The sequence below is a fragment of the Winogradskyella sp. ECml5-4 genome, from assembly GCF_036903175.1.
GTDB lineage: Bacteria > Bacteroidota > Bacteroidia > Flavobacteriales > Flavobacteriaceae > Winogradskyella > Winogradskyella damuponensis.
In genome coordinates this window covers 364,096-384,769 of record NZ_JAYJLF010000001.1, presented here as the reverse complement: position 1 = coordinate 384,769, position 20,674 = coordinate 364,096, and the positions used below count along the sequence as shown (strand labels likewise).

Here is a 20,674-nt window from a genome sequence, read left to right as displayed (position 1 = left end):
GTGTTTTGCGAAAATAATGTAGTGTTAAAAAGAGCAATTATTAATACTATTCCGAATTGTTTCATTGTTGGGATTTTATAGCGTTAAAATATTTTGTTAGTTTTTTTCTCGATACTTTTCCTAAGCTAGTTAATGGAATTTCATCCAAAATAAATATGTGCTTTGGGTGTTTAAAAGCTACGAGGTTAGTTGTTAATACGTCTCTAATTTTTGTTACCGAAAGGTCTTTGTTTGCTGAGGTTACAAATGCTATGCCGCATTCTCCCCATTTTTCATCTTTCATGCTTAGAACAACGGCTTTTTTTATGCCTTTGATATTTTCAAGGTGGACTTCAATTTCTTGTGGATAGATGTTTTCGCCACCAGAAATATACATGTCGTTTTTTCGCCCTTTTATATATAAAAATCCTTCGTTATCACTATAGGCAAAATCACCAGTAAATAACCAGCCTTTTTTTATTTTATTACTTGTTTTTACCGAGTTGTTCCAATAGCCAGGTGTCACAATATCACCTTTTATACAGAGTTCACCAACTTCATTTGGCTTAACGATTGCTCCATCTTTATTTACGATTTTAATGTCTAAATAAAAGTTGGGTTTTCCAATGGAGTTAGGTTTTAGTTCTGCCATTTCATGATGCAATGATGTAATGCTTGGGCCGGCTTCGGTTAGCCCATAGCCAGGTCTTATATAAATGTTTTTTTCGGTTTTCCAGAAGCTCACAAGCTCAGAAGGTACTTTTTCACCACCAGATATGATATAGCGTAATTTTTTTAGGCTAACGTCCTTAAAAACAGGTGTTTTTTGCATCATTAATAACATGGTTGGTAATGCCATAAATAATGTGGTTTGGTTGAGCTCTAAAAGACATAATATTTTTTGGGCATCAAACTTTTCTAACATGCCAATATGGGCGCCTTTGTGTAATAATGGAGTGACAAAAACATTCCATCCAGAAGTATGGTAAGGCGGTAATGTGTTTATAGTGGAATCTCTAAATGTAATTCCGAGTTGCATGGAGGTGTTTAAGCTATTCCAAAAAAGCATTTTATTCGTGTAAATAACGCCTTTTGGTGTGCCTGTTGTTCCAGATGTATAGAAAATAAATAGCGGGTTGTCTTCTTTAATTTGGAAGGTTTTGGTTGTAGAATTTTCTGAGTTTAAATAATAATCAGCCAGTTTCTCAAAAGTTGTAACTTTTAAATTTTGAATAGGTAATTGTTCGGCTTTGATTTTGTGATTGTTATTATAAATAAATAAACATGGTGTACAATCGGTGACGAGTTTAGAAATTTCGTTAACAGATTGACGGTAATTTAGAGGCACAATAACGAGTCCCATACGTTGACAAGCCACAAAAAGCACTATATATTCTAAGCCATGATCTGCTAAAACGGCAACTCGGTCTCCTTCTTCGAGATTAAGTGCTGTAAATTTTTCAATTAACCTATTGGCGTAGACATGCAAGTCGCTATACGTATAAGTTTTGTTGGCATCATACGATGTTATAGCAATTTTATTAGGCGTGTAATCGGCCCATTTAGCTGTCCAATCTAGTCTGTCCAAGTTCTACTTTTTTTGAATCTATTTTATAAATGATATAACCTACAATAAGTGATGTTATAATTCCGATAGCTGCCGAAACACCTGGGTTATTTACGGGCTCTTGCATATAAGGTGTAATTCTTCCGTAGTAAATTCCAAAATGAACAACAATAGCTGTAATACTAGCTATAAAAACCGAACGTGTAGATACATGATTTAAAAATGTACCAAACAAAACAGGTGCAAAAGCAGCAGCAAAATAGGCATAAACCCCATTTTGGGCAAAAATAGCCACACTTACATTTGGGTTTTTAATCTGTTCCCAACTTAGTAAAAAGCTCACAATGCCTAAGATGATAATCACCACTTTATTAATGGTTATGGTTTTTTCGGTGAATTTATCTTTAAATAAAGGGGTAATGATATCTGAGGTAATGGTAATAGATAAAGACTGAATTAAGCTTTCTAGAGTTGATAATCCTGCGGAAATTAATCCAACAACAATGACTAGACCTACACCTACAGAAAATTTTGTAACGACGTAGGTTGGGATAATTTCATCCATTCGTAATTTTTCTCCATTGACCATAAAATCAGGAAAACTGATTCGTGCATATAAGCCTACAATAACCACTAAAAAGAACACTATCATAAAAGCTATGCCGCTAAATAGATAGGTGTTTATTTTACTTGAATCTTTTAATAATAATGATTTTGTGATTATATGAGGCTGGCAAACAATAGCGACTCCAATAACAATTTGAGTAACGATGATTTCAAAATAATCTCGAAATAGGAAACTTTCTGTATTTGTTGGTTTTGTTAAATTGGGATCGATTGCATTTAGTTTCTCAAAAAAACCAGTGATACCATCGGCAAAATATTCGTAGCCCGAACCAATTAAAATAAGCGCCACAATACACATAATGATGGCTTGAATGGTATTGGTGTAAACCATAGAATTTGCGCCGCCAAACATCATATAACCAAAGACAAAAACGGTAATTCCCATAAGCACATAAAAAGGATCCATGTTAAGTGATTTTGAGATAACTTGAGTTAACCCAACATTGATGAGTACAATAAATGTGATGAGTAATAAGGCAATAATACCAAAGAAAAAAGCATAATTCTTGCTGTTATAGCGTTTGCCAATCCACTGCGCCATGGTTGTTGCTTTTACGGCATTACCTTGTTTTACAAAGCCTTTTGTAAAAACAATTAGTGATATAAATGCAGCAATTGGTAATACAATAGCAAACGAGATGACGCCAGAAATTCCGTAGAGTGCAATAAATCCAGGATTAATAATAAATGTTGCGGCACTTGTCATTGAAGCGGCTAAAGACAAACCAACAACCCACGATGGGAAGCCAATATTGCCAACGGCATAATCGTTAATGCTCGTGTTTTTTCGTGCTCCTCTTATGACAAAAAATAAGATTACAGCAGCATAAACTGCTAATAAAATCCACATGTAGGTGACTAATTGGTCTGATGCTATCATTTCAATACATTTCTTTAGAAACAAGTAACAAACTTTAAATAATTTTAGACTTTATTATTTTTGTTTATAAAGGTGTGACTTTTATGTGTTTTTATACAAAAATAGAATTATGATAAATATACATTTAAAATATTTAGGTGTGACTTTTAATTTTTTTTAAGAGAATTAAAGATGATTTTAATACGTTATTTCTATTTTTTGAGTGAGTTTAATAGTTAATCTTTTTTTTGCGTTATTAATGCTCGCAACATAACATACAAGTATAGTGATTGATGATAAGCAACTCGTTGTTATAGATTGTAGTTATAACGTGTTTTTATGATTTAGGAAAGTCTATAAAAAACAAAAACAGCAACCAATAGGGTTGCTGTTGTCGTTTGTAAATCTATTGTAGATTTGAAGTTTATTACGTATTTAAAAAAGAGTTGTTTTAGGTTTAAGCCACTTTTTTGAGTAAATCAAAACAAGGACATTTTTTACAACGCTTGTTTTCTGCTTTTTTATATTTTTTACAACATTTGGTTTTTACTTTGCCAAGTGTTTCAATACCAGAAGCTTCAAGAACCTTAATACGTTCCTTTTTTAACTTTTTGTTTTTCTTCTTTTTGCCCATCTTTAGTTTTCCTGCAAAAGGAAATCTTTAAGTTTTCAGGACAAAAATAACTATTTATAATTAATCTAAATAAATTTTAACATTTATGCTCCAGGTGTGTCTGCTGCTGAGTTAACGGTAAGTTGTTGTATGTCTCTATCAAATAAATACAATCCGCCTTTGTCATCACCAATCATTTTTACTTTATCTAGGATTGTTCTAGCCATGGCTTCTTCTTCAATTTGTTCAGAAACATACCATTGTAAAAAGTTGTGCGTGGCATAATCTTTTTCTTGTAAAGAGATGTGAACTAACTCATTAATACTTTCAGATACAAAAATTTCGTGCTCTAAAAGTTTTTCAAACATGGCTTTATACGATGTAAACGTTACGTTTGGGGCATTTAGTTCTGAAATATGTGCATGTCCTCCGCGTTCGTTTACAAATTTAACAAGCTTTAGCATGTGTTCGCGTTCTTCATCAGATTGGCTGTACATAAAACTAGAAATACCTTCTAGGCCTTTTACTTCTGCCCAAATAGCCATAGCTAAATAGGCTTGAGAGGATTCAGCTTCGATTCTAATTTGCTTATTTAGTGCGGTTTCAATAGATTTTGATAACATATTTGTAGTGTTTCTCACAAAGATAGGAATAGTTAATCCGTTGGTAAAATATTTGTGAAAAATTGCTTTTTAGATTAAAAGTAAATCTCTTGCGCTAATCGAAATGTGTTTGCGTGCGCGTCTACAATCGTTTTGATTTTTTGGGAATAACCGCCGCCCATACTACACATAACAGGAATTTGATTGGCTTTGCACTGTTCTAAAACAAAACGGTCTCTAGCTTTACAGCCATCAACGGTCAGGCTCAGTTTTCCTAATTTGTCGGTTTCAATTACATCAACACCACATAAATAATATATAAAATTTGGTTGTTGTTCTGCGATGAGGTTTGGTAACGTCTTTTCTAATAATTTTAAATAAGCAGAATCATCAGTATCATTCTCTAAAGCGATATCTAAATCACTTTGCTCTTTTTTAAATGGATAATTGCTTTTTCCATGCATAGAAAATGTAAAAATAGAAGCGTCGTTCTGAAAAATCTCTGCTGTTCCATTGCCTTGATGTACGTCTAAGTCTACAATTAAAATGTTTTGTGCTAAGTTATTTTGTTGAAGGTACCTTGCTCCAATTGCTTGGTCATTTAGCATACAAAATCCCTCTCCACGATTTGAAAAGGCATGATGTGTACCACCTGCAATATTCATGGAGATACCATGTTTTAAAGCAAATTCACTAGCTTTAATTGTGCCGTCTGCAATCAATATTTCCCGCTGCACTAAAGCTCTACTTAACGGAAATCCTATTTTACGAGCAGCGCGTTGATCTAGAGTTAAATTCACTAAATCATAATAATATTCAGGGTCATGTACAGCAAGAATATGTTTGTCATTAGGCTTTTCTGGTTGAAAGAAATTAGCCTGAGTACAGGTGCCTTCGTGTAAAAGTTGCTGTGGTAATAATTCATATTTTTCCATAGGAAACCGATGTCCTTCTGGAAGTAGATGTTTGTATATAGGATGAAAAGCTATTTTGAGCATCTAGTTATGAAGCTTTAATTGAATCCGTTTTCGAGCCACATCAACCTCTAAAACCTTGACGATAATTTGCTGATGTAAATGCACATGTTCGTTAACGTCCTTTACAAAACTATCCGATAAATTTGACACATGAATCAGTCCACTTTCTTTAATCCCAACATCTACAAAACAACCAAAATTGGTGATATTATTAACGATGCCTGGTAATAATTGTCCTTCGTGTAAATCGGTAATGGTTTTTATATTTTGGTTGAATGTAAACACTTTGGCTGTTTCTCTGATGTCTAATCCAGGTTTTTCTAGTTCTTTTATAATATCCTGAAGCGTAGGCAAACCAACCGTTTCTGTATAATATTTTTTTAAGTCTATTTTTTGAAGAATGGTTTTGTTTCCAATTAAGTCTTGAAGCGAAACCCCTTCGTCTTTAGCCATTTTTTCAACGATTTTATAAGTTTCAGGATGCACAGATGAATTATCTAAAGGATTTTTAGCATCGCGAATTCTTAAGAAACCGGCTGCTTGTTGGTAAGCTTTTCCTCCTAAACGTGGCACTTTTTTAATAGCGTTTCTCGATGTAAAGGCTCCGTTTTCGTTTCGGTAATTAAAAATGTTTTCTGCTAATTTTGGTCCAATTCCAGAGACCGAACTGAGTAGTGGTATGCTTGCGGTGTTAATGTTAACACCAACGGCATTCACACAATTTTCAACCACAACATCGAGTTGTTTTTGAAGCTTTGTTTGATCCACATCATGCTGGTATTGCCCAACTCCAATAGATTTAGCGTCAATTTTTACCAATTCGGCTAGGGGATCTTGTAAACGTCTTCCAATGGAAACTGAACCACGAACGGTAACATCGTAATTTGGAAATTCGTCTCTAGCAATTTTTGATGCCGAATAAATACTCGCACCAGCTTCACTAACGACAAACACTTGGATATCGTTTTTAAATTGAATTTTTCGAATTAAAGCTTCAGTTTCGCGAGATGCGGTTCCGTTTCCAATGGCAATGGCTTCAGTTTTATAAGCTTCAGCTAAAGAGGAAATCTTTTTTATAGCACCAATACTATCGTTTTTTGGAGCATGTGGATAAATCGTTTCATTATGTTTTAAAGCTCCTTGTGCATCTAAACAAACGACTTTACAACCTGTTCTAAAACCAGGGTCGATGGCTAAAACGCGTTTTTCGCCAATAGGTGAGCCTAATAAGAGTTGCTTTAAATTTTTGGCAAAAACAGTAATCGCAGACTCATCGGCTTTTTCCTTTGCTTTTTGAAGGGCTTCATTGCTTAACGATGGAAATAATAAACGTTTGTAAGCATCTGAAATAGCGAGTTCAATTTGGTCTGCACAGGCGTTTTTGCTGCGTATAATTCTATGGTCTATATGTTCTAAAGCACGTACGTCGTCAATTTCAATCTTCACACGAATAAAGCCTTCGCTTTCTGCTCTTAAAATAGCTAATAGTCGGTGAGAAGGAATACGGCTTAAACTTTCGGACCAATCAAAGTAATCTCTAAATTTTTGCGCTTTTTCATCGTCTTTTTTAGTTTTAATAACCTTAGTAGAAATTTGAGCATGACGCTCTAATTGGTTTCGTAGATTGTTTCTAATATCCACACGTTCATTAATCCATTCGGCAATAATATGTCTGGCTCCTTCTAAAGCCTCATCAACAGATGAAAGGTCGCCTTTTACATATTTAAATGCAATAGATTCAATGTCATTTGCCTTTTGACTCATGATGATTTTAGCCAAAGGTTCTAAGCCATTTTTACGAGCGGTTTCAGCTTTTGTTTTTCGTTTTTTCTTAAAGGGTAAATAAAGATCTTCGAGTGTTATTAGGTCTTGAGTATTTACAATCTTTTGTTTTAAGTCTTCGGTTAAAACGTCTTGTTCTTCTAAAGCTTTTAAAATGGCAATTTTTCGTTTTTCTAAAGCTTCAAATAACTCTTTGTATTTGACAATATCACCAATTTGTACTTCGTCTAAATTTCCTGTAGTTTCTTTTCGGTAACGCGAAATGAAAGGAATGGTACAATCTTCATTCAGTAACTGAATGGTGCTTTTTATGTTTTTTTCTGCTAATTGCGTGTGTTTAACTATATATGTTATCATCATAAAAAAAGACCTTATACATTTAAAATTATAAGGTCTGTAATATATTTAACTCTGCTGTAATTGCCGAATAGTTTTAGCAAAAGTTATTCATTAGATCCGGCTTCTTTTTTCGCTTCATTAACCATCGTTTCGTTAGGAACGATAGCAATATTGACACGTCTGTTTTTAGAACGGCCTTCTGCTGTTGTGTTATCGTACATCGGTTGTTCTTCGCCAAACCAATGGGTTTTAAATCGTCCGCTACTTAAACCTTTTCCGGTTAAGTAATTGGTTACAGCTTCAGCTCTATTTTTAGACAAGGTCATATTGTAAGCATCATTACCAGAACTATCTGTATGGCCAACGACTAGAATGTTTGTGTCTGGATATTCTGTAAATACACTTGCTAATTTGTTAAGTGTTTCTTGCGATTTAGCATTGATGTTATACTTTTCAGTATCAAAATAAACACCACTTTGTTCATCAAAAGTGAGTACAATACCATCATCTACACGTTCTACGGTTGCTCCAGGAATTTCAGTTTCAATGTCTTGTGCTTGTTTGTCCATTTTGTTTCCAATAAGTACACCAGCTCCACCGCCAACAACTCCTCCGATAACAGCTCCTAATTCACTATTATTACCATCACCAACATTATTTCCAATAATGGCACCTAATAATGCTCCTCCAGCTGCTCCAATGACACCACCTTTTTGTTTGTTATTTGCATTGTCTATTGCCTTACAATTGGTCATCAGTACTAAAAGTAATGATAAGGTTATGGCTAATGTTAATTTATAATTCAATAATTTCATAATATTTATAGTTTTGTAAAGTTCATTGTAATGGTGATGGGCTTTCCATCTAAGGTCACCATTTGTTGCCACTGCATAGCGGTTTCAGATAAAGACGTGAGTTCGAGTCTGAATCCTGCATTAGTTTCCGATTTACCCTTTTCATTGGTAGGTTTTAATAGGAAATTATATAATCCCGTGTCCTCATTAACTTCATCTATGGTGAATACAAAAAATCGTTTGTCTGAGGAACAATTTAATCCAGACAGGGTATAAGTTCCTGTGTTGTTATTAGGTGTAAATTGCCATGTACTATTCTCGAAGCAAGCTTTTTCGGTATCATTAAGAAGTGTGATTTTTAAATCTCCAATGGCTGAAGATTTTATAGACGTTAGTGTCCAATCCCCTTTAATCGTTTTTTTAGATTGACGAACGGTCTTTGACGTTCCACATGCTAAAAAGCAAAGGGTTAAACATAATATTGCTATTTTTTTCATTGTCTTTAAGTAATGTTTGAATTCAAAATTACTTAAAGGGTAAGGCATAGCTTACTTGTAAAGAAAAAATTATTGATGCATTAGCAAAAACAGAAATAAGCCTATTTTTATTTAAAAATTAAGGTATTTATACAGGCCGGAATCTTTATCGAAATAACCAAGAACATAATTATTGTTGATTTTTAATATAGATTTGAATTCAAATTTTAGGTCAGGTTTACTTTCAATATACGCATTAATGATATTAAAACTGTTTTGAGGAATTGAGCCTTCTAAACTATTCAATTGGTTGTCAAAAAGACATTCGATGCGCGTAGATTTAGTTTTGGTATAGCTTAGAAAATTAGTTGTTAAGATAGACGATGTGATGCCAGCGATCATTCCTCCGATAGCACCACCTGCATAATACACCATAAATGGTGACGTAGTTGTTGTTTCGCTACAGCCTAAAGTCACAACATATTTACCGTTATTTTTATAAACACTTATCCCAGGATTTGAGTTTGTTACCTTTCTCATAAACTGTTTGGTTCTATCGAGTTCCCTATAACTTTGAAAGTCGCCACCTTCTAAAATAATGGGAGAATTTTTAAAAGTAATAGAATCCTTATCCGAAATCACTATGTTTTTTAGTAATGTTTTAGAGGTTAAATCATAAATAGAAAAATCGAGTTTTTCTTTAGATATGTACATGTTAAATAAATGGTTGTCTAAAACAAAAGAATTCGATTTACTACCACGATGCTTTCTATCGTAGGATATTTTGGGGAATTTATGATAGGCTTGTTCTTCAGTTTCTAAATTGATAGAAATAACCCTCGTGTGTAAATCGTCGATATCACTCGTTAATATGAGTTTGTCTTTATTAAGATAAATTTTGTTGTGTTGCGTAACCATTTCGAGCGATGTTGGTTCTCCATGGTTGACCATAGATGCACTTGGATCTGCATTTGGGCCTTTTAAAATTTCATTTAAATTGGTGTCAAAGCCTCTGTAGGTTACAAATTTGGTATTTGAAAAATCGAAAGTTTTTACTGTAAAGTTTTCGAAATTTTTAAGTTGGTAAATTTTTAATTTTGAGGTTTTTTTTACTGTCGTTAATATGTGGATTTTTGATTTGTACTCAAACGAACCTACTATTTTTTCAGATTTTAATGGCATATCTAGCTTATCTGAATACAGAAAACTAGACGTATTAAAATTTATAGTTAAGGCACTAAATTTTGTTCCAAAATCACTTTTAAAAAATAGTGTATAGGTTTTATCCTTTATAAACGATGCTCCAAAATAATTATGTTCATATTTTGGCAAAGTTTGTACTTTAAAGGTGTTTACAATGTTGGCTGTTTTGTTGTAAATATGAGCTACAATAAATGTTTTATACCTAAAGAATACAGCAAGCTCGTTGTCTTGTTCATTAACAATATTAATAACTTGTTTTAAATCTTGGCCTTCTGTGAATTTGTTTGTATCGATAGAAAACCAATTGGTTTGTGCTTTTAATGGTTGAAGACTAAAAGCAAGAAAAACAATTATAATCCATATCGATCTCATACTAACTAATTTGTAAGCCATTTTTAACTCCGTCAATATCCGGATTTACAAACACCAAATTACCACCTTCGTCTTCCGTCATTAGAATCATACCTTGACTTTCTACACCTCTTAATTTTCTTGGTGCTAAATTCACTAAAACGGTAACACGTTTACCTACGACGTCTTCTGGAGAAAAGCTTTCGGCAATACCAGAAACAATGGTTCTTGTATCAATACCAGTATCTACTTTTAAGACTAGAAGCTTTTTAGTTTTTGGCATTTTTTCAGCTTCTAAGATTGTACCAACACGTAAATCTAGTTTGGTGAAATCATCAAATGTAATTTCATCTTTTTGAGGTTCTACAGCCTTGTTTGCCGCTTCATTAGCTTTTTTGCTAGCAATTAGCTTTTCTAATTGTGCTTCAATTTGTGCATCTTCAATTTTAGAGAATAACAATTCCCCTTTTCCTATTTGGTGGTTTGCTGGAATAAGAATGTCTTTTGAAGAAATATCTTCCCAATTGTTATCGTTCACATTTAAAATGTTTTTTAGTTTTTCGGAAGTGAACGGTAAAAATGGTTCAGATAAAACCGCTAAAGCAGAAGCAATTTGTAAGGCCACAAACATTACGGTTTTAGTACGTGCTTCATCTGTTTTAAACGTTTTCCATGGTTCTTCGTCTGCTAAATACTTATTTCCTAATCGTGCTAAGTTCATCAACTCTTGACTTGCTTCTCTAAAACGGTAACGTTCAATAGAGCTCGAAATCACAGCAGGATAAGCTTTTACAGCCGCTAAAGTTTCTTCATCAATCGTAGAATAGTCTGAAGGTTCAGGAATTATTCCATCGTAATATTTGTTGGTTAAAACCACCACACGATTGATAAAGTTTCCGAAGATAGCTACCAATTCATTATTGTTTCTAGCTTGAAAATCTTTCCACGTAAAATCGTTATCCTTTGTTTCCGGTGCATTTGCCGTTAAAGCGTAACGCAACACATCTTGTTGATTAGGGAAATCGATTAAATAATCTGGTAACCAAACGGCCCAGTTTTTAGAGGTTGATAATTTCTGACCTTCTAAGTTTAAAAATTCGTTAGCTGGTACGTTGTCTGGTAAAATATAAGAGCCTTCAGCTTTTAACATGGATGGGAAAATAATACAGTGAAACACAATATTATCTTTTCCTATAAAGTGTACCAATTTGGTGTCTTCGTCTTTCCAATAATCTTCCCAGTTTTTACCTTCGCGTGCTGCCCATTCTTTGGTTGCGGAAATGTAACCAATAGGAGCATCAAACCAAACGTAAAGTACTTTGCCTTCGCCACCTTCAACAGGTACCGGAATTCCCCAATCTAAATCTCTGGTTACGGCACGTGGACGTAAGCCATCGTCAATCCAAGATTTTACTTGACCGTAAACATTAGGTTTCCAGTCCTTTTTATGACCTTTTAAAATCCATTCACGTAAAAAATCTTCGTGTTTATTTAAAGGTAAAAACCAGTGTTTGGTTTCTTTTAATGTTGGTACATTACCTGTGATTGCCGATTTTGGGTTTATTAAATCTGTAGCATTTAAGCTGGATCCACAGCTTTCACACTGATCACCATAAGCTTCTTCATTACCACATTTAGGACAGGTTCCTGTTACAAAACGATCTGCTAAAAACTGATTTGCTTCAGCATCGTATAATTGTTCAGTCACTTCTTCTACAAATTCATTTTTGTCGTAAAGGGTTTTAAAAAACTCTTGAGCCGTATCATGATGAATTTTTGCTGAAGTACGTGAGTAGTTATCGAATGTAATACCAAAATCAATAAAAGACTGCTTGATAATGGCATGGTATTTATCAACGATATCTTGTGGACTAACTCCTTCTTTTTTCGCCTTTATGGTAATGGGTACACCGTGCTCATCACTTCCGCAAATAAAAGCAACGTCATTGCCAGTTAATCTTAAATATCTAGAATAAATATCTGCAGGTACATAAACACCAGCTAAATGTCCAATATGAATTGGGCCGTTAGTGTATGGTAATGCTGCTGTTATGGTATATCTCTTCGACATGGTTTTTATTTTTTTTTGAAGCTACAAAAGTAAGCATTTTGTAGTGTGAATTGTAATGAAATAAAGAAACGATTCGTCGAAAAAAAAGCAGATTATTTTGATTTTTTACAAAATAATTTACTTTTGGCGACTTAATTAAACAAATTTATAAAATGAAGAATTTAAAATTACTTTTTCTATTAGTATCAATTAGCTTAGTATCTTTTTCTTGTGGAAGTGATGATGATGGAGACGGAGGAACGGCTGGTGGTTCAGGTGTATTAGTTTATGGTGATACGGAATATCAATTAAAATCTGGAGTTATTGCGGATTATGGCGAATATTTTGATGGTGTATATAACTTTGATATTTCTTTAGTAGACTCAGGACTTAGAATTGTAGATGGTGAAGCTATACCTACTAATGATACGTTTTCTGGAGTATATTTTGAATTATTTACATCAAATTCACAAGATTTGGAAGAGGGTGTGTATACCTTTGGGAATGGCATAGAAGCGGGTACATATAGCTCTGCTGAGGTAATCATCGAAACTACTGTTGATGAAGATTACGAGGCCTTTGAAATAAACTCAGGTACGTTTACAGTTTTAGATGATGGTTCTTCTTACGAGTTTGAATTTGAAGGAACGACTTATAATGGAACTTCTTTTTCGGGGTACTATACAGGATCTTTAGTGTCTGTTGATTACTCATCTGAATTAAGTCGATCAGCAGCTTCTAATACAACAAAAACTAAAGCATTATTCAATTAATAATTGTACTAATTTTTTACAGAAAGAGATGGTCTTAAATATAGGATCATCTCTTTTTTTATGCGTTAAAACTTCTGACTGATTTAAATTGAAGTTGAAAATGCAGAAGTACTTTTTTAAAGTGTTATTCGTTATATTATTTTATTGGCTTCAATTTTTACTTTTTATATTTACAAAAACTATTTTATGATTTTGAAAAAGTACGTTTCATATCTCATTTTACTTATTATTATGGTTGTGAATACCAATGTTAGAGCACAAATAGAAACCAATAAACCTATGGATATGACTTCAAAATTAATACAACCACCATATTTAAAAGCAGGCGATACGGTTGCTATTGTAGCGCCTTCTGGAATTTTAAAAAGTCGAGAAGGAGAAGTACAACAAGCGGTTAAACTTTTACAAAGTTGGGGTTTGAATGCTATTGTTGGAGACCATGTGTTTAGCCAGTCTAACCATTTTGCAGGAGATGATTATGAGCGTTGTGTAGATCTGCAAAGCGTTATGGATAATCCTACTGTGAGTGCGATTTGGTGTGCGCGAGGTGGTTACGGAACGGTAAGGATTTTAGATAAGTTAGACTATACAGAATTTAAGAAAAATCCGAAATGGGTTATTGGTTATAGCGATATTACAGCATTACACAACCAGGTACATAATGAAGGGTTTCAGTCGTTACATGCTATAATGTGTGTGAGTTTAACCACTGATTTAACTGAAATTGCCGCATCTGTAGATACCTTTAAATCTGCTTTATTTGGAGAACCAACAGACTACACGTTAAAAGGCTCTAAGTATAATAGAGTAGGCGAAACTTCAGGGGTATTGGTTGGTGGTAATCTCACGATGTTACATACCATGTTAGGATCTAAGGAGAGTATCGATACCTCTGGAAAAATTTTGTTTATTGAAGAAATTGGTGAATACAAATACCATATAGATCGTATGCTACAGAGTATGAAGCGTGCTGGTTATTTTGATCATTTAAATGGACTTGTGGTTGGTGATATGTCTAAAATGCGAAAGAATACCACACTTTGGGGAGCTTCGGTTGAGCAATTAATTTTAGATGCTTTAGAAGACTACGATTTTCCAATTACGTTTAATATGCCTGCTGGTCATGAGAAAGACAATAGAGCTTTAGTTTTAGGACGAAAAGTTTTGTTGAAGATTGATAAAGACCAGTCGACTTTAAAGTTTTCAGAATAATCTTTTTTGGAATCTAAAAAATAAAAGCGCTCCTAGGTAGTAGAGTACAATATCAAATTTGTCAAACGTATAACGTGTATTAAGTTTAGGCATTAGCCATTCAAAATATAGTGTAAAGTAAGTGGTTAGTATTAATACTATTAACAGTGGGGCATAAAGGGATTCTGTTCTTTTAATTATTCTTATAGTAGCTAAGCATAAGCTCAATACAATAGGCATACATAAAAAGTCATTGACATAAAAGTACACCCAATTTGGTAGTGGTAAAACAAACTTCTGCGCTATGTAAATTGCAAAAGCCACTAACATACTTATGTAGAAAATAGGATGTTTTAAAATTTTCATGCTGCAATTGCTGTAATTAACCAAGCAATAAACATGCCTATAGCCATAAATGCCATCCAAATAGAATGGGTGATTTTTACAAAAATACGTACGATTAAAAAACGATGGTCTTTGTGTTTTTTAAAAAATGAAGGAGAGGCTTCTTTTTGAATACGCTCGCGTTCTCGACGTTCTTTTTCTTCTTGTGCAAAGGCTAATTCACGTCTTTTTTTATAAGATAAAAGTGTATTGCAATTGGTACAGTAATCTGCATTTGTGTTATAGATGCCACAATTAGGGCATTTAATATGACGAACCATTTGGCTAACTTTAAAGTGATTGTAAAGGTATGGCTAATTGTAGAATTTATAAAGGTTTTGAATAAAGATGCTGCGATGAAAACGAGATGAAATTACTTCAAGATGACACAATTTTGTATATTGATTGTTAACTTTTAGGTGGAATTAATTTTTGTATCGTACAGAGAAAAAGACTAAAGAAAATGGCACAACACAATGAACTTGGTCAACTAGGAGAGCAACTCGCTACAGATTATCTTATAAAAAAGGGTTACGAAATTGTAGTTCGTAATTATGTGTTTCAAAAAGCTGAAATTGATATTATTGCTAAACACAATAATGTGATGATTTGTGTTGAAGTGAAAACTCGAAATTCTGATTTTTTTGGTGATCCACAAGAATTTGTAACACCAAGCAAAATAAAATTATTGGTAAAAGCGATGGATGCTTTTATTCTTGAACATGATATAGAATTAGAAACACGTTTTGATATTGTTGCAGTTTTAAAGAATAAAACCACGGAACAATTGACGCATTATGAAGATGCTTTTTATCATTTTTAATTTCCCGTGAAAACGGGAATCTCATGAATTATTCCAGAATTTTAAATGTTTTTACTACAGCTTTTCAAAACGTTTGTGACAGATTATGTCTAAATTTTGAAGATCTAGATTTTTCTTCATGAGATTCCTGCGTTCGCAGGAATGTTACCTATAAAAATTCATCTCGTCAATAAATTGCCATACATGTTCTGGCAATATAGGGCGTACATTTTTTTTGTTTTTAATTTCATTTCTTATAAAGGTTGAAGAGAGTTCCATAATTGGAGCATTAACCTTTGTAATTTTAGGATGATCATTAAATTGAGTATCTACTTTTCCTTTAGATAATCTAGGGTAGACGTAAATATTGTGGTTCTCTAAAATAAGTTCATAGTTTTTCCACTTATGAAAACTTTTTAAATTGTCTTCGCCCATAATTAAGGCAAACTCATAGTTAGGATATTTTTCAAAAAGGTAAGCTAGTGTATCAATAGTGTAATTGGGTTGTTTTAATCCAAATTCGATATCGCTTGGTCTCAGTTTGTCATAGTCTTTTGTGGCCAGGTGTACCATCTCTAAACGTTGGTAGTTGTCTAGTAAACTGCTTTTCTTTTTAAAAGGGCTTAAAGGAGTTACTACAAACCAAACCTGATCCAAATCACTATGCTCAGCCAGATGATTGGCTATAGTTAAATGGCCAACATGAATGGGATTAAACGTGCCAAAATATAAACCAATCTTCATGTTACTTCGCTATAAAATCTGAAACCAATTTGTAAGCATCATCCAAAGCCTTATTTAGGTCAGAGTTAACCACAATTTCATCAAAAAGTGGAGCAGTAGCTAGTTCTGCAGGAGCTTTAGCAACGCGCATACTAATTTTGTCTTCACTTTCTTCTCCTCTTTCTTTTAATCGTCTCACCAATTCGTTTAAATCTGGCGGTTTTACAAAAATAGCAATAGTTTGCTCTGGGAACTTTCGTTTAATACGCAATCCTCCAGAAACGTCAATATCAAAAATAACGTGTTTTCCTTTTGCCCAAATGCGTTCAATTTCGGTTTTTAAAGTGCCATAAAAATTATCTCTATACACTTCTTCCCATTCTAAAAACTCATCGTTTTTAATTCGGTTTTTAAATTCTTTAAGCGATAGGTAATAATAATCTTTTCCATTAACCTCGTTACCGCGTTTATCACGTGAAGTTGCAGAGATAGAAAACTCTAAGTTGAGTTCTGGCTGTTTTAATAAATGACGAACAATAGTTGTTTTTCCTGAACCAGAAGGTGCTGAAAAGACAATAAGTTTGCCTTGTATTTCGTTTTTGATTTCTGACAAAATAAATTGTTTTACTTTTTACTGTATACCGCGACTGTGATGGTCAGCTAATTTAGAGTACGTTTAATAATTGTTCCTTAATCTTTTCGAGTTCATCTTTCATTTGAACTACTAATTTTTGCATTGGTGCATAGTTAGATTTTGAACCGATAGTGTTAATTTCTCTTCCAATTTCTTGAGAGATAAAACCTAATTTTTTTCCGTTTGAATCGTCAGAATTTAACGACTTTATAAAATAATCTAAGTGGTTTTCTAATCTTACTTTTTCTTCAGTAATATCAAATTTTTCAATGTAATAGACCAGTTCTTGTTCAAAACGGTTTTCATCTACCTTTTCTTTAATATCTGCAATACCTTTTTCTAATCGAGCTCTTACACCATCAATACGATCAGGATCCATAGTAATTACCTCTTGTAATAAACGTCTAAGGGTGGCAATTCTATCTTCAAAGTCTTGTTTTAGCATTGCTCCTTCGTCTTTTCTGTAAATAACAATATTAGCAATGGCTTCATTAATTTCTTTACTAATTAAAGACCACTCTTCTTCATCAATATCATCACGTTCTGTTGTTACAGCATCTGGTAAACGAATGGCCATTTTTAAAAGTTCTGTAGCATCTCCGTCAACCACTTCTTTAAGTTGCTTAATGTATTCTTTAACAACTGTTTTATTGATTTTAGAACTGGTGTCTTCGCCTGTGATTTCTACAAATAATGAAAAATCTACTTTTCCTCTTACTAAGTTTTTAGCAATTAATTTTCTAATGGCTAATTCTTTTGCACGATACATAGAAGGCATACGAGCATTGAGATCTAGACTCTTACTGTTTAGAGATTTTAATTCTATAGATATTTTTTTAGTTGGGAGCTGTAGTACAGATTTCCCGTAACCTGTCATGGATTGTATCATTAAAGATGCTTTAATTAAAGTTGTGCAAAGGTACAAAATTGAATGGTTTTAAATAGTTTAGAAATGAACCGATTCTCACAATAGACTTTTATAACTTTGTAAGCCAAAATTGAAAAGAAAACTATGTACAAAAAACAATTTGAAATTCGCTGGAGCGATGTTGATGCTAACGGTCATTTAGCTAATTCTGCTTATACCAACTTTATGAGTCATGCTAGGATGGCTTTCTTTACAGAAAAAGGGTTTACAATGCCAGAAATAATGAAATTCAATGTTGGACCAGTAGTGTTTTATGAGCACATGTATTATTTTAAAGAATCTTTTTTGGGTACTCCAATTACGGTAACTATTGAAGTTTCTGGTTTGAGTGAAGATGGTATGTTATTTATGTTTGAACATAATTTTTACAACCATAAAGGCGAAAATTTAGCCTATTGCGAAATGCAAGGTGCTTGGATTGATTTAAAAGCGAGAAAATTAACAGCTTTACCAGAACCTTTATTAGAATTGGCTCATAAATTTCCAAAGTCTGAAAGTTTTAAGGTTTTAACAAAAGAAGATACACGTAAGCATGGCGTAAGACCAAAGCCTATGCCAATGTAAGTTTTACTTAAAAACCGAATGCTGCTTAAAGGATTTTATCTGCACATTTTTAATAAACGGTTTTAAAACCTGATTAGGTAAATACCGCTTGTGTTTGCAATAACAAGTTAACGGTTTTGGTTTTGCACCAAGTGTACTTTTAATTTCTGAAGCAGTTCTGCCTAAGTTAATCTGTGTTGATTGTGTTTCAATTCCGAGTCTTACATAATCATTTAGTATTCTTGGATAGATAGCAAATTCTTTATTTTTTGAATAGTCAATGCCTATAAAATGCGCATCGAGATGCGTGTTGTTTTGCATGGCAGATAAAAAACCAACTAATTTATCTTCAAGAAAATAGCCTTTTACTATAAATTTATTTTTGAAGGCTTTTTTTAGATAAATATAAGTGTCAAGATTTAAAATTTGAGCGTTAAAATCGGCATTATCAATAGTGTTTTGATATAATTCTTGAAGCTGATTTTTATGTGTTTCTATGTCTTGTTGTGTGAATAATTTCGCTTTTAAAGTCTTACTTTTTGTGTCAGCTCTATTGGCTTTTACACGGTATTTAGATTTTAAAGCATTGGTGTAATCGTTAAAAGATTGCCATTCAGGTTTTAGTGTAATAATCATGTTTGGCTCAACGTTCATAGCCGCGTAATCATAGGCTTCTAAATGCTTTGTAATAGGAAGAGAATCGTTTTCAAAATCTTTTATGAATATGGCTTTTAGTTTTTTTGTAGATTTTGATAATTGTTTTACACCTTCTGCAATGGCCTTGAATGTGGTAATTTTATCTTCACCATCTTTTAAAAATGTACCATATTCACCACTTAAAAACACATTTCCACAGAACAACACACGAATTTCATTATTACAAAACATATTGTTTACCACGCGTCTAATTTTATCAGTCATGCTAATGTTTTTAGTAATGGTTTCAATTCCAATAGTTACAATTTGGGTATTAGCAAAAGCAATCGCTTCTTTGTCTTTTAATATAAAGATATAATTAAACTCAATATCTGTATTGGCACGCTCAAATGCTTTTAGAAATTCGGGCGAATAATAAATATTTGTACAGCAGTTTACGCTATGCCAATAGGATTGTGGAATAGCATCAATGCTTTTAAATATTTTAGATTTTAGAGGCAAATTAAGTGGTGTTTTTAGGTTTTTTAGATACTAGAAATACTCCTAAAAATATGAGTAACATGGCTCCAATTTTTACTGAGTCTATAAAATCTGCGCCTATTGAAATAGCAAAGAGTCCAGCAATTACAGGTTGAAGATAAATAAATATACCTACAGTAGATGCTTTTAGTTTGTTTAATGCGAGTGGGTTAAACAAATAGGTTCCAAAAGTTGCTCCAATAATAACAAATAGAACAGACCAAATGACATTAGGTGTAAACGTGTGCCACTCCACAGCTTTTAAGTCGTTATATCCAAACGGAATTAACATAATAAGGCCAAATAAAAATAACCACTTAATAAATGTAAATGGATGGTATTTTAATGTGAGTTTTTTTATCATTATAATGTAAATACTGTACGAAATAGCATTTAAAAACACGAGTAAATTACCTAAAGGCACATTGTCGCCAGCTCTATTAGATTTACCATAAATAGTTAAAACGAGTGCGCCTATTAAGCCTAAGGTAACTCCAACGATTTTGAGCTTAGATACGTTTTCTTTTAGAATTATAGCCGACAAAACTAAAATTATAATAGGCACTGTAATGGTGATGGCAGAGGCGTGGATAGGCGAAGTGTATTCTAAGCCTTTAAAAAAGAACAGCATATTAATCATCACTCCAAAAATGGCAGCGACAAAGAGTTTTAGATAGTCTTTTTTTTCAATTTTTTGTTTTGGTAAAAAGAGACTCATTGCCCAAAACAATACTGTAGCTCCAGCTACTCTTATAAGTACAAACCCAAAAGGTTTGATGAAATTTTCATTCATTACCGTTTTTGCAATGGTGAAATTGAGTCCATATAATACTTGTACCATTACAAGTGCAAAAATGGCAAACCCTCTACTATTCATGCAAAGCAAGTTTTGCTGCTTCTACTGTTGTCTTAGAATTGCCAATAAAAATTTGATTCTTATATAAAATCACTGGCCGTTTTAAAAAGGTGTAGTGCTCTAAAATATAGTTTTTATAATCGTCCTCAGTTAACGATTTGTCTTTTAAACCTAGTTCTTTATAAAGTCTAGCGCGTTTACTAAACAAGCTCTCATAACTGTTAGTTAGTTCTCGCATTTGTTCAATTTGTTGCGTAGTAATTGGTTCTGTCTTTATATCTTGAAGTTGAAAGCCTTCAGGAAGATTAAGTTCATTGATGATACGCGTACAAGTATTACAGCTACTTAAATAGTATATTTTGTTCATAATCTAAACGGTTTAATTTCAAAATGCAAAGAAACCGTATTTCTAACGAATTTTATTACTTTTAAGAAAAATATCAAT

21 protein-coding genes are annotated in these 20,674 nt (G+C 33.1%); 4 read left to right on the top strand and 17 right to left on the bottom strand.

The window, feature by feature from the left end; all coding sequences use genetic code 11:
• Window positions 1–61: 61 nt before the first annotated feature.
• The 10 genes from VDP25_RS01615 to metG form a co-directional block, all read right to left on the bottom strand.
• Window positions 62–1,567: a class I adenylate-forming enzyme family protein gene (locus VDP25_RS01615; RefSeq protein WP_334466008.1), complete on the bottom strand. Its 1,506-nt coding sequence runs from the start codon at window positions 1,565–1,567 to the stop codon at window positions 62–64.
• Window positions 1,542–3,053, bottom strand: coding sequence for a sodium:solute symporter family transporter (locus VDP25_RS01610; RefSeq protein WP_334466006.1), 1,512 nt, complete (start codon window positions 3,051–3,053; stop codon window positions 1,542–1,544). Before VDP25_RS01610 ends, VDP25_RS01615 begins: the two co-directional genes overlap by 26 nt.
• 436 nt (window positions 3,054–3,489) lie before the next feature.
• Window positions 3,490–3,666, bottom strand: coding sequence for a hypothetical protein (locus VDP25_RS01605; protein ID WP_215926682.1), 177 nt, complete (start codon window positions 3,664–3,666; stop codon window positions 3,490–3,492).
• Window positions 3,667–3,749: 83 nt separating this feature from the next.
• Entirely contained in the window at window positions 3,750–4,268 is a 519-nt protein-coding gene (locus VDP25_RS01600; RefSeq protein ID WP_215926684.1) for a ferritin, read from the bottom strand.
• 74 nt (window positions 4,269–4,342) lie between these two features.
• The gene (locus tag VDP25_RS01595) at window positions 4,343–5,245 is read right to left on the bottom strand and encodes a histone deacetylase family protein (RefSeq protein WP_334466001.1); all 903 of its coding nucleotides are present in this window, start codon (window positions 5,243–5,245) and stop codon (window positions 4,343–4,345) included.
• Window positions 5,246–7,363: a Tex family protein gene (locus tag VDP25_RS01590; protein WP_334466095.1), complete on the bottom strand. Its 2,118-nt coding sequence runs from the start codon at window positions 7,361–7,363 to the stop codon at window positions 5,246–5,248.
• A gap of 86 nt (window positions 7,364–7,449) precedes the next feature.
• Window positions 7,450–8,160: an OmpA family protein gene (locus VDP25_RS01585; RefSeq protein ID WP_334465998.1), complete on the bottom strand. Its 711-nt coding sequence runs from the start codon at window positions 8,158–8,160 to the stop codon at window positions 7,450–7,452.
• Window positions 8,161–8,165: 5 nt separating this feature from the next.
• Entirely contained in the window at window positions 8,166–8,636 is a 471-nt protein-coding gene (locus VDP25_RS01580) for a lipocalin (protein WP_334465996.1), read from the bottom strand.
• 111 nt (window positions 8,637–8,747) lie between these two features.
• Complete coding sequence (locus VDP25_RS01575; protein WP_334465994.1) at window positions 8,748–10,211, bottom strand: hypothetical protein; 1,464 nt, start codon at window positions 10,209–10,211, stop codon at window positions 8,748–8,750.
• Window positions 10,192–12,240 (bottom strand): methionine--tRNA ligase, encoded by a 2,049-nt coding sequence (metG, locus tag VDP25_RS01570; protein WP_334465992.1) that lies wholly within the window; start codon window positions 12,238–12,240, stop codon window positions 10,192–10,194. Before metG ends, VDP25_RS01575 begins: the two co-directional genes overlap by 20 nt.
• A gap of 152 nt (window positions 12,241–12,392) precedes the next feature.
• On the opposite strand from metG, the gene VDP25_RS01565 reads away from it, so the two are divergent.
• Window positions 12,393–12,992, top strand: a complete 600-nt coding sequence (locus VDP25_RS01565; RefSeq protein WP_334465990.1) for a hypothetical protein — start codon at window positions 12,393–12,395, stop codon at window positions 12,990–12,992.
• 186 nt (window positions 12,993–13,178) lie between these two features.
• Complete coding sequence (locus VDP25_RS01560) at window positions 13,179–14,204, top strand: S66 peptidase family protein (RefSeq protein WP_443089848.1); 1,026 nt, start codon at window positions 13,179–13,181, stop codon at window positions 14,202–14,204.
• 341 nt (window positions 14,205–14,545) lie between these two features.
• Here VDP25_RS01560 and VDP25_RS01555 read toward each other — a convergent pair whose 3' ends face one another.
• A complete protein-coding gene (locus tag VDP25_RS01555) occupies window positions 14,546–14,848 on the bottom strand; it encodes a hypothetical protein (RefSeq protein ID WP_334465988.1) in 303 nt (100 codons plus the stop codon).
• A 182-nt stretch (window positions 14,849–15,030) separates the two neighbouring features.
• Between VDP25_RS01555 and VDP25_RS01550 the strand changes: the two genes are divergently transcribed.
• Window positions 15,031–15,390 carry a YraN family protein gene (locus VDP25_RS01550; RefSeq protein WP_334465985.1) on the top strand — a complete coding sequence of 120 codons (360 nt, stop codon included), beginning with the start codon at window positions 15,031–15,033 and terminating at the stop codon, window positions 15,388–15,390.
• A 144-nt stretch (window positions 15,391–15,534) separates the two neighbouring features.
• Here the strand turns inward: VDP25_RS01550 and nadD are convergent, their stop codons facing one another.
• From nadD to VDP25_RS01535, 3 genes are read right to left on the bottom strand one after another with little or no spacing between them, the layout of a single operon-like run.
• Window positions 15,535–16,113 carry a nicotinate (nicotinamide) nucleotide adenylyltransferase gene (nadD, locus tag VDP25_RS01545; protein WP_334465982.1) on the bottom strand — a complete coding sequence of 193 codons (579 nt, stop codon included), beginning with the start codon at window positions 16,111–16,113 and terminating at the stop codon, window positions 15,535–15,537.
• A 1-nt stretch (window position 16,114) separates the two neighbouring features.
• Window positions 16,115–16,705: a guanylate kinase gene (gene gmk, locus VDP25_RS01540; protein ID WP_334465979.1), complete on the bottom strand. Its 591-nt coding sequence runs from the start codon at window positions 16,703–16,705 to the stop codon at window positions 16,115–16,117.
• Window positions 16,706–16,757: 52 nt separating this feature from the next.
• A complete protein-coding gene (locus tag VDP25_RS01535; RefSeq protein ID WP_334465977.1) occupies window positions 16,758–17,615 on the bottom strand; it encodes a YicC/YloC family endoribonuclease in 858 nt (285 codons plus the stop codon).
• Between the two features lie 123 nt (window positions 17,616–17,738).
• Between VDP25_RS01535 and VDP25_RS01530 the strand changes: the two genes are divergently transcribed.
• Complete coding sequence (locus VDP25_RS01530; RefSeq protein ID WP_334465976.1) at window positions 17,739–18,218, top strand: acyl-CoA thioesterase; 480 nt, start codon at window positions 17,739–17,741, stop codon at window positions 18,216–18,218.
• Between the two features lie 3 nt (window positions 18,219–18,221).
• On the opposite strand, the gene VDP25_RS01525 is transcribed toward VDP25_RS01530, so the two are convergent.
• Genes VDP25_RS01525 through VDP25_RS01515 form a run of 3 tightly spaced genes read right to left on the bottom strand, consistent with a single transcriptional unit; the run spans window position 18,222 to window position 20,596 of the window.
• Window positions 18,222–19,355, bottom strand: coding sequence for a hypothetical protein (locus tag VDP25_RS01525; RefSeq protein WP_334465973.1), 1,134 nt, complete (start codon window positions 19,353–19,355; stop codon window positions 18,222–18,224).
• 1 nt (window position 19,356) lies between these two features.
• Window positions 19,357–20,250 carry a DMT family transporter gene (locus tag VDP25_RS01520; RefSeq protein WP_334465970.1) on the bottom strand — a complete coding sequence of 298 codons (894 nt, stop codon included), beginning with the start codon at window positions 20,248–20,250 and terminating at the stop codon, window positions 19,357–19,359.
• A complete protein-coding gene (locus VDP25_RS01515; protein ID WP_334465967.1) occupies window positions 20,243–20,596 on the bottom strand; it encodes an arsenate reductase family protein in 354 nt (117 codons plus the stop codon). Before VDP25_RS01515 ends, VDP25_RS01520 begins: the two co-directional genes overlap by 8 nt.
• Window positions 20,597–20,674 lie beyond the last annotated feature (78 nt).

Bases quoted from the DNA above. Each gene is read 5' to 3' on its own strand.
- VDP25_RS01565 (WP_334465990.1), top strand. From the start codon at position 12,393: ATGAAGAATTTAAAATTACTTTTTCTATTAGTATCAATTAGCTTAGTA.
- VDP25_RS01550 (WP_334465985.1), top strand. From the start codon at position 15,031: ATGGCACAACACAATGAACTTGGTCAACTAGGAGAGCAACTCGCTACA.
- VDP25_RS01590 (WP_334466095.1), bottom strand. From the start codon at position 7,363: ATGATAACATATATAGTTAAACACACGCAATTAGCAGAAAAAAACATA.
- VDP25_RS01575 (WP_334465994.1), bottom strand. From the start codon at position 10,211: ATGGCTTACAAATTAGTTAGTATGAGATCGATATGGATTATAATTGTT.
- VDP25_RS01600 (WP_215926684.1), bottom strand. From the start codon at position 4,268: ATGTTATCAAAATCTATTGAAACCGCACTAAATAAGCAAATTAGAATC.
- VDP25_RS01610 (WP_334466006.1), bottom strand. From the start codon at position 3,053: ATGATAGCATCAGACCAATTAGTCACCTACATGTGGATTTTATTAGCA.
- VDP25_RS01560 (WP_443089848.1), top strand. From the start codon at position 13,179: ATGATTTTGAAAAAGTACGTTTCATATCTCATTTTACTTATTATTATG.
- metG (WP_334465992.1), bottom strand. From the start codon at position 12,240: ATGTCGAAGAGATATACCATAACAGCAGCATTACCATACACTAACGGC.
- VDP25_RS01595 (WP_334466001.1), bottom strand. From the start codon at position 5,245: ATGCTCAAAATAGCTTTTCATCCTATATACAAACATCTACTTCCAGAA.
- VDP25_RS01520 (WP_334465970.1), bottom strand. From the start codon at position 20,250: ATGAATAGTAGAGGGTTTGCCATTTTTGCACTTGTAATGGTACAAGTA.
- VDP25_RS01515 (WP_334465967.1), bottom strand. From the start codon at position 20,596: ATGAACAAAATATACTATTTAAGTAGCTGTAATACTTGTACGCGTATC.
- VDP25_RS01535 (WP_334465977.1), bottom strand. From the start codon at position 17,615: ATGATACAATCCATGACAGGTTACGGGAAATCTGTACTACAGCTCCCA.
- VDP25_RS01605 (WP_215926682.1), bottom strand. From the start codon at position 3,666: ATGGGCAAAAAGAAGAAAAACAAAAAGTTAAAAAAGGAACGTATTAAG.
- VDP25_RS01530 (WP_334465976.1), top strand. From the start codon at position 17,739: ATGTACAAAAAACAATTTGAAATTCGCTGGAGCGATGTTGATGCTAAC.
- nadD (WP_334465982.1), bottom strand. From the start codon at position 16,113: ATGAAGATTGGTTTATATTTTGGCACGTTTAATCCCATTCATGTTGGC.
- VDP25_RS01555 (WP_334465988.1), bottom strand. From the start codon at position 14,848: ATGGTTCGTCATATTAAATGCCCTAATTGTGGCATCTATAACACAAAT.
- VDP25_RS01585 (WP_334465998.1), bottom strand. From the start codon at position 8,160: ATGAAATTATTGAATTATAAATTAACATTAGCCATAACCTTATCATTA.
- VDP25_RS01580 (WP_334465996.1), bottom strand. From the start codon at position 8,636: ATGAAAAAAATAGCAATATTATGTTTAACCCTTTGCTTTTTAGCATGT.